Source organism: Polymorphobacter megasporae, from assembly GCF_018982885.2.
GTDB classification, from domain to species: Bacteria; Pseudomonadota; Alphaproteobacteria; order Sphingomonadales; family Sphingomonadaceae; genus Polymorphobacter_B; species Polymorphobacter_B megasporae.
The window spans coordinates 1,081,301-1,094,296 of record NZ_CP081848.1; the positions used below are offsets into that span (position 1 = coordinate 1,081,301).

General features: G+C 63.4%; 8 protein-coding genes. 3 read left to right on the forward strand and 5 right to left on the reverse strand.

What is annotated here, in order from left to right; genetic code table 11:
• Positions 1 to 183: 183 nt before the first annotated feature.
• Genes KTC28_RS05030 through KTC28_RS05040 form a run of 3 tightly spaced genes read left to right on the forward strand, consistent with a single transcriptional unit; the run spans position 184 to position 5,290 of the window.
• A complete protein-coding gene (locus KTC28_RS05030) occupies positions 184 to 2,376 on the forward strand; it encodes a TnsB C-terminal domain-containing protein (protein ID WP_216709982.1) in 2,193 nt (730 codons plus the stop codon).
• Positions 2,373 to 3,371 carry a TniB family NTP-binding protein gene (locus tag KTC28_RS05035; RefSeq protein WP_216709981.1) on the forward strand — a complete coding sequence of 333 codons (999 nt, stop codon included), beginning with the start codon at positions 2,373 to 2,375 and terminating at the stop codon, positions 3,369 to 3,371. The genes KTC28_RS05030 and KTC28_RS05035 overlap by 4 nt, the downstream gene beginning before the upstream one ends.
• Positions 3,368 to 5,290, forward strand: coding sequence for a hypothetical protein (locus KTC28_RS05040; protein WP_216709980.1), 1,923 nt, complete (start codon positions 3,368 to 3,370; stop codon positions 5,288 to 5,290). The genes KTC28_RS05035 and KTC28_RS05040 overlap by 4 nt, the downstream gene beginning before the upstream one ends.
• Before the next feature lie 1,196 nt (positions 5,291 to 6,486).
• Here the strand turns inward: KTC28_RS05040 and KTC28_RS05045 are convergent.
• From KTC28_RS05045 to KTC28_RS05065, 5 genes are all read right to left on the reverse strand, one after another.
• Positions 6,487 to 7,176, reverse strand: a complete 690-nt coding sequence (locus KTC28_RS05045; RefSeq protein WP_223132290.1) for a TonB-dependent receptor domain-containing protein — start codon at positions 7,174 to 7,176, stop codon at positions 6,487 to 6,489.
• 65 nt (positions 7,177 to 7,241) lie between these two features.
• Positions 7,242 to 8,321 (reverse strand): IS630 family transposase, encoded by a 1,080-nt coding sequence (locus KTC28_RS05050; RefSeq protein WP_216711703.1) that lies wholly within the window; start codon positions 8,319 to 8,321, stop codon positions 7,242 to 7,244.
• 60 nt (positions 8,322 to 8,381) lie between these two features.
• Positions 8,382 to 9,944, reverse strand: coding sequence for a TonB-dependent receptor (locus KTC28_RS05055; RefSeq protein ID WP_223132291.1), 1,563 nt, complete (start codon positions 9,942 to 9,944; stop codon positions 8,382 to 8,384).
• Between the two features lie 108 nt (positions 9,945 to 10,052).
• On the reverse strand, positions 10,053 to 12,425 hold the full coding sequence (locus tag KTC28_RS05060; RefSeq protein WP_216710588.1) for a beta-glucosidase family protein: 2,373 nt from the start codon (positions 12,423 to 12,425) through the stop codon (positions 10,053 to 10,055).
• Complete coding sequence (locus KTC28_RS05065) at positions 12,422 to 12,994, reverse strand: NADPH-dependent FMN reductase (protein WP_216710587.1); 573 nt, start codon at positions 12,992 to 12,994, stop codon at positions 12,422 to 12,424. The genes KTC28_RS05060 and KTC28_RS05065 overlap by 4 nt, the downstream gene beginning before the upstream one ends.
• Positions 12,995 to 12,996 lie beyond the last annotated feature (2 nt).

Genomic DNA, 12,996 nt, shown 5'->3' on the forward strand with positions numbered 1-12,996 from the left:
CCCGCGGCGGCACGGCCCGGACCGTGCGCCGCCTGAGATGGCGGTCTCCCGTGGTGCTGGCGCTCGACAGATCCTGAGGGATCCTCACGCCACCACCACCCGTGCGGCGAAGCCGCCCGGATCCGACGCCATCACCGACGGCGTGGATTCGGTCCGGGCCGTCCTGAGAAAAAGGACAGTCCGATGACGGACCTGCACATAAACGGCCTGATAGGCTCGACCATCGAAATAGACGACGACCGGCTCATCGTCGAACGCGACTACGGGGACGGGTTGCTGGCGGTGATCCGCGCCCGGACCGGCATGCCCTACCGAGTCGAGGATCCCATCACCGGCGAATCGCGGCTGACGGACACAGCTTTTCTCGAGCGGATGATGCGGGAGGGCCGGTTTCGGATGGTCCGGGATGGTGACGGTCGTGTGATCATGCAGGCACAGTCGTCGGCCGGACTGGATCACGACGAGATCAACGCCCTCGATCCGATGGCCCGAATCCGGGTGGAAGTCGTCAAGGCGTTGTCGAAAAGGGGGGTCGGCTGCTGCGACCCCGACCTATCGACCGCCATCTACGCCGTCTGGACGGATACGATGACGGAGGTCAGCGGCGAGCGGCCGACCACGGCGACGGTCCGCCGGTGGATGCGGAGGGACGATCCCGAGTTGGCGACGCTCGCCAGTATGATGAGCCGATCCGGCCGCGTGAAGCGCGCCCGGAAGCTGGAGGAGCCCGTCCTCCGGATCGTCGAGCAGGCAGCGCTCTGGTTCTACTCGTCGCGTGGGATCAGGCAGACCGCCGTCCAGGCGAAAGTCGCCGCCGATATCGACGAACTGAACCTCACGCGTCGGGCGGCGGGTCTCGAGGAGCTCGCCCGTCCTTCACGCGAGACGGTGCGACGGCAGATCCAGGCCTACTACTGCCGGGACAACTACGCTCGGAAGCACGGCGAGACCGCCGCGAAAAAGCGGTTCAATCCGTCGGGCCGCGGTCTGCGGGCGCTCAGGATCCTCCAGATCGGTCTGATGGACGACACCATCCTCGACACGATCGCCGTGTTCGACGCGGAACGCTCGCTGCCCGCCGGGCGGCCATACCTGTGCATCCTGATGGACGTCCACAGCCGGTGCATTGTCGGCTGGCTGCTCTCCTTCGAGCCGCCAAGCGTCCACACCGCCGCCGAAGTCCTGCGGCGCGCTAACCGACCCAAGACGATCCGGTCGGACCTGGCCGCGCGCTATCCGGTGCTGATCAGGATCGCGGGCAAGTTCGACGATATCGTCTTCGACAATGGGACGAACTACGTCGCCGACGACTTCCGGGCGATCATGGCTGACCTCGGCATCACCATGACCCTCGCGCCCGTAGCCAGCCCGACCTACAAGGCGATGGTCGAGCGGTTCTTCGCGACGCTCAAGACCTGGCTGCTGGAGCAGCTGCCGGGTGCCACCATGGACCCGAAGGCGATGCGCGAGATCGGCTACGACCCGGAGAGGTCGGCCGTGCTGACGCTCAACGAGCTGCGGCTGCTGATCGACACCTTCATCTGCGCCTACCACGTCGAGCTGCATTCGGGCATCGATCAACAGCCTGCGTCGGCATGGCAGAGGTCGATGGAGGTCCACGGCCGGAACATCATACGCGACGAGCGCGTGCTCGACGTCCTGACGATGAACCGTGCCCGCGGCCGCCGTCTCACGAGGAACGGCATCACGTTCGCAGGCCTGCGATACCACGACCCCGAAGCCGTTGCTGCGCTGCTCGAGGAGAGCGCCGGCGTCGAGAAGGTGGGCCGGCGGATCGCGAACTCGGCGACCGGCACTGTCGACATCCGCTACGATCCGATGAACCTCGGTTCGATCCTCGTCTACGGCGGGAAATCGGACATGCCCGTCCGTCTACCCTGCACCACGCCCGACTACGCCGAAGGCCTCGGTCTCTGGCAGCACAAGCAGATTCGCGAGTGGACTGTCAGGGAGAACAGGGAGTTCAACACGCCCGAGGAGCGCCTGTCTGCCCGGCACGAACTCAACAAGCTCATCCGCCAGGTCGCCCCGGACCTCGCGGCCCGCGAGCGCCGGGCGATCGCCAGGATGACCGAGGGCGGGTTCGGCAACGTCGGATCCGCCGACGTCATCATCGAGAAGGCACCACACCGCCACGACGGCATGGGCGAAATCCTGCACGATCCCGCAGCAGAGACGCGGACCGATGCCGATCGCTCGGTCAGCAACCCGGCCAGGCCCAGGCCTCTCCGCGAGCGAGCCAGGACCGACGTCGATCCACGCTCGGACGACGACGAGGGGCTGTCGACTGCTCGCGCTGCGAACATCTGGACCAGCCCGGACGACGAGGATCGTCGCTTTCAGGAGTATGCATGATGATCGCCAACACCAAGCTCAACCGCCCGCTTTTCGCCGACGCCGAGTTCCTTCCGAAGTCGGGCCTCCCGACGCCTCGGCAGGGCAACGCGGTGGCGGTGGAGATCGCCGACAAGGTCGCCGTCTACGAGCGGATCTACGTCCCGAACCCCGCGCAGACCCGCGTTTTCGCGGCATTCGACGAACTGCGCGAACTCGGCAGGAAGGGAGGCAGGATGCTGGCCATACGGAACCTCGCGCCCTCCGGCTCGGGCAAAACCTCGACCGCCATCGAATACCAGAAGCACGTGCTGGCTATGAAGCGGCACGCCGACGGCGATACGCCGGTGGTGATCGTGCAGCTCGACCTCGCCACGAGCACGAAGAGGCTGTGGTCGTCCCTGCTCTACCAGGTCGGCGACCAGTTCCACGACAAGGGGAGCGGCGACGCGATGCGCCGGCGCAGCTACGACTACCTAAAACGGCGCGGCGTTCAGCTTCTCATCATCGACGAGATCCAGCACCTCTCGACCATGACGAGCGATAGGCACGACGTCACAGACGCGATCAAGCGCGTTCTCGACGACGGGATCGTTCCGCTGGTCCTGATGGGCACCGACCAGGCAAAGGCCATGCTCCAGCGCAACATCCAGCTGTCGAACCGGATGCTGCCGCCGTGCGACCTCAGGCCGTTGGATGAAGGGTCCGAACGCGACTACGCCGACTTCAAGGGGTTCGTGAAACGGCTCGACGCCAGGATGGTGGAGTCCAAGGTCGTCAGGACCTCAAGCCATCTCGACGACCCGCAGACTCTCGCCTGCCTCCATGAGATATCGCGGGGAATCATCGGCCGGGTCGTTAATCTTGTGCGCGTCGCCCTCCAGAGCGCGATCAGGCGAGACGCGGATTACGTGGAACTCTGCGATCTGGCATCCGCGACGGACAACTGGGCGGTCGCTCAGGGCATCATCGAGATCAACCCCTTCCGCCACGCCCTGAAGCGTGACGTCCGATGATCGACACCGACTCCACCAGCCCATCTAAGCCATCGTCCGCGGCCGAGCCGCGGCCGTGGGGACGGACCGCGGCCATTCCGCGGCTGCTATTCCCGTGCGTGCCATTCCGCTACGAGAGCCTTCTGGGGTTTGTTGCGCGTTCGGCGGCAGCCAACATGCACAATACCACGGCGCTCATCACCGCCGCGGCCGGCAGCGCCCACCATATCCCGTTCGATATGGGACACCGCGAACGGTTGTCCTCCGACGCGCTGGCTCTCGTCCTGGGCACCTCTGGCGCGGAGATCACGCGCCTACGGCACTTACCGATCCTCGACGATCCGATGCTCATGAAATGCGACTTTCACGGAGCGTGGATCCCGCCGCAGGACCTGGTCGTCCGTGTGCGCCGCATAGCGCCAAGGTCTCTGATGGATGCGCCGTACCATCGGGCTGTCTGGATGCACGGATTGATCCCATTCTCTCCGGATACGGGCGAGCACCTGATCGCGACCTGCCCGGCGTGCGAGGGCAAGCTCGGCTGGTATCGCACGGCCGGGATCGACATCTGCGAGACGTGCGGCTTCGACCTAAAGACCGCGGAGAGCCACCACCTCTCGTCTGCCGATCGTGTTGCCACGTCGCTGATGACCTCGTTGATCGATCCGGAGGAGACCCGCCATGCGCGGGCGATGGCCCGCCTGCCCGCCGACGTTCAGGCCCTCGGGCGTGGCGCGGCCTTCGAGCTGGGATGGACGCTCGCCTACGCGATCGCCGCTCCAGTCGAATACGTGCCCCGGAATCGACACCAATCGCTGCCGGTCGAGCAGCGGGTCGGCCTTCTCGCGGCGGCAGGTGCGATCCTCGAAGATTGGCCCGGTAGCGTGAGCGGGGCTATCGCCGACTGGGGCACCAAGAAGGAGTTCATGGGTGATCCTCTCGTCGAGCGTCTCCGGTCCATCGGCAGCCGAGAATCCTGGCCCTTCATACGTCGTCTCTTCAAAAGCCGGTTCCCCGATCTGTTCAAGCCTAAGCAGCGGTTGGCCCGGAAGCTGACCGACGACAGGCTGTCCGGAGGAGGGGCGGCCAAGTATCTCAGGATATCAGATACGGCGCTCCGTGACCTGCATGCTGAAGGCCTCGTGAGGACAGTCGCGAAATCTGGAGGGACGCGTTCGTTCGCGACGTTCCTCAAGTCGGATCTCGACCAGCTGCGGGGGTTCGTCCGCGACAGGATCACTGTCGCCAAGGCGTCCGAAGCCCTCGGTATCACACACTTCGGGGTTGAGCAGCTCGTCTGCATCGGCCTCCTCGAGACCATCGACGACCCCGCGCTGTCCGCCGTCTACCCGGAACTGAGATTGAGCCGCCGCAGTCTCGACAAGCTAATGTCGCAGCTGTCGGCGCCTGCCGCCGAACTGGCTGAGGGGGGCGAGGAGATCGACCTGCGGAACGGGCTTGCGACAGTCGGTGGACGCGAGAAGGCGTGGGGCCATGTTATCCGGGACCTGTGCTCGGGCTCGATGCCATACCGTATCCGGCCGGGGTCGGCCTATCTCGCTCGCAGGATCGTGGTGCCGAAGGCCTCGACGATGACGTTGCGCCCGCTATACGCGGAAGGCTTCGATCGATCCGCGTATACGATCGAATTCTCGCCCGCACTGAACAGTCGCGACGTCGAGGACCTGATGAACATCGACGCGCAAAGGGTGATCGACGCTATCCCTGCCGAATTTAGCCAATACCGTGTCGGCCCGTCTTCATTCGACAGGTGTGCAATGAACCGGATAGCTGCGGAGCGCATCTCGTTCCGCGAAATCTCTTACCGATGGCTGGATGGCGGATCCAGTATGCCGAAGGAACTGCGGACCAAGGGTCGCTTCCCCCGTCTGGGTGTCACCGGCTGGAATCGGGCCGAGATCGAGAACTACATGGGATGACCCGGCGGGTCGCCCACACGAGTAAGCATCTCGAGAATTGTCGCACCAGCACGACCAGGTCGGCCATTGCCTTATTTGCGCGGCACTTGCCCGTGTACATCGATCAGGTACGGGCACCGCGGTAGACACTTCGACGCCCTTGCAGATCCGCTATGGAAAGACGGCCTTCGCTGCCGCTTTGCCGATCGCATTCCGGGTAAGTGACGGCGCGGCCAAGTGCTGGATCGACCCGGACAATCCTAGAAGCTGGGCTAGGCAAAGCTCCCGACCGCTACGCTGGATCACACCGGCTGGGGGCCTCTCAGTGAGATCGATAGTTTTACCGTCATCAACGAATGACTGTAAAAGTGGCAGACCCGAATCTGAACAATTTCTATCGTGTATTTCGTTCCGGTCTTAAGTGTGTTTCGTCAAAATCAGTATGGTTAGCGACGCATCATTAAAGAGGGCGAACATCAGTCCAGTCGGAGCCGATCGCGTGACAGGGCGGGGTGACTGTAGTGACGTCCCAAATCGAACGTTAATCGCCAAAGCCTTCCCGCAAATTACGATGGGGCCATCCTGGGATTCCGCTTTCTGGAACCTGTTTCCGATTCCTCGTTACCGAAGTTGCTCCTAGGAGATGGAGAAACGGGAGAGATCGTGATGTTTGACCGACCGCTTTCGGCAGCGGAGGTGATTTATTTCAATGTCTATGTTTTTAGGGCAGGAGCCGCCTTTAAACACCGACTACTCAAGTGGTAGCTATGCTGCTTCCTATCCCGGCAAGCAGACCGGCGGCTTCCGGCCCTCGAGCCGCCCGCTCGTACAGGCATGTCCTCCGCAACGTTCGCCGGGCTCACGATCGAGGGCGAGGAGCGGGCAATAAGCGGATCAACCTCGTGGCAAACGGCATTGATGTCACGAACGCCGACAGACGCGTCTGAATAAGCTTTGGGTGATCGTTCGAGGTGCTCGCCGAAAGCGTAGAGGTGGCGTGTTTCCGCGGTCATTTGACTATCTAGGCGGCCCAAGACGGTGGCCATTCCCAGCCTCCTGGCGCTGATGGCCGAGGAGGGGGAACGGACCGATCTCATCGTGGTAATATGTACGGCAGCTTGTTAAGCAGTTGGCCCATCAGGCGGTATTTTTGTTGTCCGAAAATGAACCCTCGCTCCGTTTGGTGGACACACCAGACGAAGCAAGGCACGCGCCGGTCAATAGTTGAAGCTAACCCGCACGCCATAAGTTCGCGGCGGCTGAAATTCATAGACATTAATCGCCGGCTGCGCAGTGAAGTTGCGCGCGGCGTTAGCGAAGACTGCCTTATCAGTAAAGTTTCGCACGAATGCAACGAGCTGCAGTTTCTTCCCCTGTGGTATATAAGTCAGCTGCAGGTTACCGGTAGCGAAAGATTTCTGCCGAGTGTCGGGATCATTGAACACGCTGTAGTAATACGAGGTCGAGAACTTTCCGTCGATCCGCGGGGTCAAGCTGCTCCCGTTCGGCAGATCCAGGCGATATTCAAGTCCACCGGTCACCGCGAAACGTGGTGCGTTTGGAAGCTCGTTACCTGATACATCGCGCGAGATGCTTGCACCGGTTAGAGGATCGGTACTGCTCACGGTGCCGACATTATTATCGAACTGAGCATGCACATACGTCCCGTTGAGGTCGAACCGCGCCGCGCCAAGAAGGGCTACAAATTGCGCCTCCGCACCGTAAATCTTCGCGCTGCCGATATTGAACACTCCGGAGCCCGACGACACGACTGGCGACGCCTGCGACGCCTGATAGCCGTTGTATGTCTGATAGAAAATGTCCGCGTTCAGCTGTAACTTGTTGTCGGCAAAACGATTTTTTGTACCGAGCTCCCACGAAAACACGTTTTCCTGCCCATAATCCACCGATGGGGCAGAGCCATTTGAATTGAAGCCGCCGGATTTATAACCGGTCGAGTATTTAGCGTAGACTAGTGGACTGATTCTAACGTTTGGTGCCCGCGTCTGACGGCGGCGATGATTTCGTTTGGATCGGCGCGCCAGACGAAGGGACGCGGTTCCTGATTGTGCTCCTTGATGAAGCGGTTGATGGCGGCCTGGAGGTCGACGACGGAGCAGAAGACGCCATTCTTCAGGCGCCGGCGGGTCAGCTTGGCAAAGAAGCCCTCTACGGCGTTGAGCCACGAACACGACGTCGGCACGAAGTGGAACGTCCAGCGCGGATGCCGGCCGAGCCAGGCGCGGACCTTGGGCTGTTTGTGTGTGGCGTAATTGTCGAGGATGACGTGGACGGCCTTGTCGGCGGGCAACTCGGCCTCGACGGCGTTCAGGAAGCGGATGAACTCCTGGTGCCGATGGCGCTGCATGTTGCGCCCGATCACCGAGCCGTCGAGCACGTTCAGCGCCGCGAACAAGGTCGTCGTCCCGTTGCGCTTGTAGTCGTGGGTCATGGTCGCACCGCGGCCGCGCTTGAGCGGCAGCCCCGGCTGGGTACGGTCGAGCGCCTGGATCTGGCTCTTCTCGTCCACCGACAGCACGATCGCGTGTGCCGGCGGCGAGACATAGAGGCCGACCACGTCGTGCAGCTTCTCGGCAAACGCCTTGTCGTTGGACAGCTTGAAGCTCCGCCAGCGGTGCGGTGCCAGGCCATGGTCGTGCCAGATCTTCACAACCGAGGACGCAGCGATGCCGACCGCCTTGGCCATCGCACGGACCGTCCAGTGCGTCGCTTCATGGTCGGGGCGTTCAAGGGTCAGGGCCACGATCCTGTCGACGAGCCCCGCCTCGAGCGGAGCGATGCCCGGCGGGCGGGTCTTGTCGCGCAGCAAACCATCGACACCTTGGGCCATGAAGCGTTCCTGCCAGCGCCACACGCAGGTCTTCGACTTGCCGGCCGCCGCCATGATCGCGAGCGTTCCCAGCCCTTGATCCGTGAGCAGAATGATCCGTGCACGCCAGACATGCTTCTGCGGCGAACCCCGCGCCGAGACAATCGCTTCAAGCCGAGCCCTGTCTGAGGCCGTGACCTCGATCCTGATACCAGTGCGCATCCAACAACGTCGCACGTCCGACCGGCGCCGGGAATCCCCAACAGGACTCGTCCGTCTCGTTCAATCCACTAGGTTGCGCCCAGTTGGCGTCCAGTCGACGCCGGCAAGGAAGGTAGGGCGTTTTTGGCGAAGTGACCCGTTGCCGAGCCCTGGAAGAATCGGCGGCGTGCCTGCACAGCCAAGGACTGGGTACAGAAAAGCCGGAATGCCGGCGATGTCACAGCGCAATTGGGACGTTCCGGTCCGGTCCTTCGCATCCCACGTGTAGCGCGCGCCGCCGGTGACCTTGAAGGTGTCTCCCAGACGCAAGCTGGCCTGGCCGAATGCGGCGTCGGAGCTGGTCTTCGTGCGATACTGGAAGTGGACGAGATACTGCCCGGTGAAAGTGCCCCCGCGCTCCAGTAAGCCGCTGTCGAGCGAATTCGTTTCGCCGAAATGAAAATAGCCGATTTGCGCTGAGAAAATGCCGTTTTGAGGTGTCGCCAGCCGCACTTCGTGGTTCCAGGTATCCGGGTTTTCGGCCTGGACGAAGTTGACGGGATCGCTTGGCGTGCCGCTCGCATCGAGGCGATGACGCCACTTTTGCGTGTCATAGCCGCCAGCGTAGGTGAGCGTCAGATCGAGCGGGAGTGCATCATAGCTAAATTCCCAGCGGATGCGGTTGCCGATGATCCGGTTGCTCGTTGGGGCGTAGTTGGCGAACTGCTTCTCGTCGAAATTATTAGGCAAGATCGTCGCCACCGGACGGATCGCCGCCACGTCGCCGACGTCGTCAATGTCGTCATGCTGATACTGGATAAGCGCATCGAACCCGGCGAAGGGTTGCAGGGCAAGCGTGACACGCCCTGACTGCGTCTGATCGTCGTCGCCGCGGCCGCCGATAGAGAGCAGATTGCGATACCCGTCATGCCGGCGCATGATGCCAGAGAAGCGGACCTGCGCCCAATCTGCCAAAGGTACGTCGATCCCCGCTTCAGCATTCACCGTCGCGTAGTTGGCCGCCTCCAGCGAGATGTTTGCGCCAAGATCTTTACCCGGACGCCTTGTGATCAGGCTAATCAGACCGCCTGTCGCATTCCGTCCGAACAAAGTTCCTTGGGGCCCCTTGAGGACCTCGACCCGCTGCAGATCGTAGATTGACGTTGCGATGCTGAACGAGCGGTTGGTGAAAAAACCGTCACGTGCAATCGGCACGGAAGGATCGCCGATCTCGGTAACGTCGGTCGAGGCGATGCCGCGGAGGGCAACGTAAGCCGCACCGTTCGTCGACACGATGTTCACGCTCGGATCGATGCGTTGAAGGCCGGTTACGTTTGTCACGCCCGCGGCGGCGATGTCAGCACCACTATAGACTGTCAACGCGATCGGAGTCTTTTGGGCAGTAGATTCGACCCGGTTGGCCGTAACGACGATATCTTGGAGCTGAGTGCTCGGAGTGTTGGAATTGTCCGGTGCCTGATCGCCCGTTGCGATACGCGCAACTCCGGTGGTGCCGACATCGTTGACCTGGCCTGTGGAGCCCGCCGGGCTCGCGCTCGACTGACTGGCCTGCGCAAACGCCGGCACTGCGACTGTCGCGAGACCAGTCGTTGCCAGCAAGATCACCAGATTCGATTTATTCATGCCATCTCCCCTTATGCAGGTGGCCGATCACGTTTCCGTGTCGCCCATCGTTGCCAGCGTCTACCGCCATATCGTAACTAGCATTCTAATATTATTTTCGATCTCGCGTCAAGTTGGCGGCGCTGCCACGATTGTTACCTTGAGCGGCAGATCGTTCGACGAGCGGCCGAGCTCCAGTTCGATTGGTCCCGGCAGTGGTTGCCAGCAATCACCGGCCCAGCGGCGCAGCATCCTTGGCTCGATCGCGATGCGAATGCGTGCGGCTTCGTGCGGTCCGAGGTTCACCTTGGCAAAGCCGGCGAGGGCGCGTTCGGGCAAAGCGCGATAGACTTGAACGATTTCGCTGCCTTTGCGCCCGGATAGGTTGCGGACGCGCACGCTGACCGTCAAGCCGTCGACCGTGGCATCCTCGATCGCAAAACGGGCGTAGCCGAAGCCGCTGCCGAAGGCGTGCGCGGGCGCGGCAATACCGCGCCAGCCGACGCCGACACCGTCGGTGTAGGGTAGGTCGCCCTGCGCGTCCGGGGTGAGGTCGAAGGCGGGGTAATCGTCTTCCGCACGGGCGATCGTCACAGGCATGCGGCCGCCGGGCTCGCGGTCGCCGGCCAACACCTCGGCCAATGCGTTGCCGAACGACTGCCCCGGATACCAGGCAACTAGTACCGCCGCAGCACGATCAGCCCACAATGCGTCGAAGGCATGGCCCACGTTCGCAACGATTACGGTGCGCGGATTGACCGCTGTGACCGCCTCGATCAGCGCAATCTGCTCGTTCGGCAGCCTTGTGTCGCTGCGGTCCTTGCTTTCGACGCTCGAGTCGGATGTTTCCCCGACGATCAGGATCACGGCGTCGGCCGCGCGGGCCAAGGCTACGGCGCGAGCCTTCATGGCCTCCGGCGAGTCGGGCGCACGCACCCCAAACCACAGGCCCTGTACCCGCGCGGGCGTGTGCCGGAACCGGATTTCGATTAGCACCTCGCGGCCTGCTTCAAGGCTTACTGAAGTAACATCGGCGTCGCCGCGCTTGAGCGTGCCCATCACATCAGACGCCGCCACGGGTTCGTCGCGGCGCAGCACTTCCTCACCGTCGACCGTCATCGTCACTGCGCCGGTGGCACCGACGTAGAATTGATGGTCACCATCGGACGTCGGCTGGAACCAGCCGCTCGCGCGGATGCCGGCGGGCCGATCCCAGGCGCCCTGACCGTGGACGCCGACGAACCACACCAGCGAGTTGGTGGCGCGCGTCTCGCTGAAGCGAGGAGCCGCCTCAAATGATAAATCGTTGAAATAGTCGATCGTCATGCCGGCTAGGCAGCCGTCGCCGAGGTCGCGCGCCGGGCGGACAGGCATCGCGGGCAGCCGCGGTTGCGGGTCGACACCTGCTTCGTAGACGACGCGCGCCTGCCCCTCGAAACGCCGGCGGATCGCTTCGAGCGGTCGGACGGCGGTCGGGGTCACGGCGATCTTCGCGAAGGTGCCGCCCTGATAGCAGGGCGCATCGGCGTTCGGCCCAATCACCGCGATCGTCGGATACCTCCCCGGAAGCAGGGGTAGCAGGTCATTCTCATTCCGCAGCAAGACGAAACCGGCTGCAGCGGCCTCCGTCAACAAGTCGTCGGCTGACTCGAGATCCAGCGGTGCGCTCTTGGCCCCGGTGAAGCGTTGCGCGAACCTAGTTATCCGCGTCGCTGCATCCTCGACGCGCACGAGGTCGACCTCGCCGGCATGGACGGCGGCGGCAACTTTGGCTCCCAGATGCCGAGCCGGGCCCGGCATCTCGAGGTCGAGCCCGGCGGCCATCGTTGGTGCGGTCGTGTGCGTCCCGAACCAATCGCTCATTATGACGCCATCGAATGCCCACTCGCGCTTGACGATGTCGCACAGCACGTGGGCCTGCTCGGCGCTGTAGCTGCCGTTGACGCGGTTATAGGCGGCGAGCATGCCCCCGGCGCCTGCGGCGGCGGCAAGCTCGAAGGGGAGCAGGTACACCTCGCGCAGAGCGCGTTCGTCGACGACGACGTTCATGGTGTCGCGGTCGGTCTCGCTGTCGTTACAGACCAAGTGCTTGACGACGGCGGCAGTGCCTGTCGACTGCAGCCCCCTCGTCCACGCCGCGCCCAGTGCTCCGACCAGATAGGGGTCTTCCGAGAAATATTCGAAGGCCCGGCCCGACAACGGGCTGCGGGCGAGGTTGACGTTGGGTGCGAGGACCGCGTCGACCCCGCGCCGGACGGCCTCGCCGCCGACCAGCGCACCGACACGCTCGACCAGCGCCACATCCCAACTCGCGCCCAGCGCGGTCGCGCACGGGGTGAGCAGGGACACGTCGCGCTCGTCGACCCGGCCGCTGGCAATGCCCATCGGGCCATCGGCCATGTTGACGGCGGGAATGCCATGGTCCGGTAGCGCAAGCGTCGACCACATCGATCCGCCCGCGGTCAGGCTGGCCTGCTCGTCGAGTGAGAGACCGTCGCTCATGCCGCGACAGTCTGTGACCGGAAGCCCATGATCTGCTGCGCCTGTGCCTTGACCAGCCCCGCCACGCCGGCATCGACGAGAGTGCCTGCCGTATCGAACAGGCGCTGCTCGACCGAATTCACTGCGATGCCGACCGGCGTCGGCCAGCCGCGCATCGCATGGACGATGCCCCGCAGCGCCGCCAGCGTGACGCCTCCCGCCTGCCAACCGGCGGCGGAGACGATCAGCCCGACCGGACGATCGGCGAAGTAGGTGCGTTGATCGCCGCGCAGGTCCTCGAGCAGGTCGATTGCGTTCTTGACCAGCCCTGACACGCCGCCATGATATCCTGGCGTGCCGATGACGATGCCGTCGCAGCCGCGTATTGCCTCGATGAAGGCGATCTCATCGTCGCTCCGCGCGCTGTTCTCGACATTGAAATGACCGAAGCGGGCCAGCGCGATCCCATCGAACATCGTCGTCTCGGCACCGCTGCTTGCGCAGGCGTCGAGCACAGCGCGGGTCAGCCGCTCGCTACTCGAGCCTGCTCGCATCGTGCCGCCGATGCCGACGATCCGTTTGGTGGCCATCG

Excerpts from the sequence above, each read along its gene's own strand:
- KTC28_RS05030 (WP_216709982.1), top strand. The coding sequence starts at position 184 with ATGACGGACCTGCACATAAACGGCCTGATAGGCTCGACCATCGAAATA.
- KTC28_RS05035 (WP_216709981.1), top strand. The coding sequence starts at position 2,373 with ATGATGATCGCCAACACCAAGCTCAACCGCCCGCTTTTCGCCGACGCC.
- KTC28_RS05040 (WP_216709980.1), top strand. The coding sequence starts at position 3,368 with ATGATCGACACCGACTCCACCAGCCCATCTAAGCCATCGTCCGCGGCC.
- KTC28_RS05050 (WP_216711703.1), bottom strand. The coding sequence starts at position 8,321 with ATGCGCACTGGTATCAGGATCGAGGTCACGGCCTCAGACAGGGCTCGG.
- KTC28_RS05055 (WP_223132291.1), bottom strand. The coding sequence starts at position 9,944 with ATGAATAAATCGAATCTGGTGATCTTGCTGGCAACGACTGGTCTCGCG.
- KTC28_RS05060 (WP_216710588.1), bottom strand. The coding sequence starts at position 12,425 with ATGAGCGACGGTCTCTCACTCGACGAGCAGGCCAGCCTGACCGCGGGC.
- KTC28_RS05065 (WP_216710587.1), bottom strand. The coding sequence starts at position 12,994 with ATGGCCACCAAACGGATCGTCGGCATCGGCGGCACGATGCGAGCAGGC.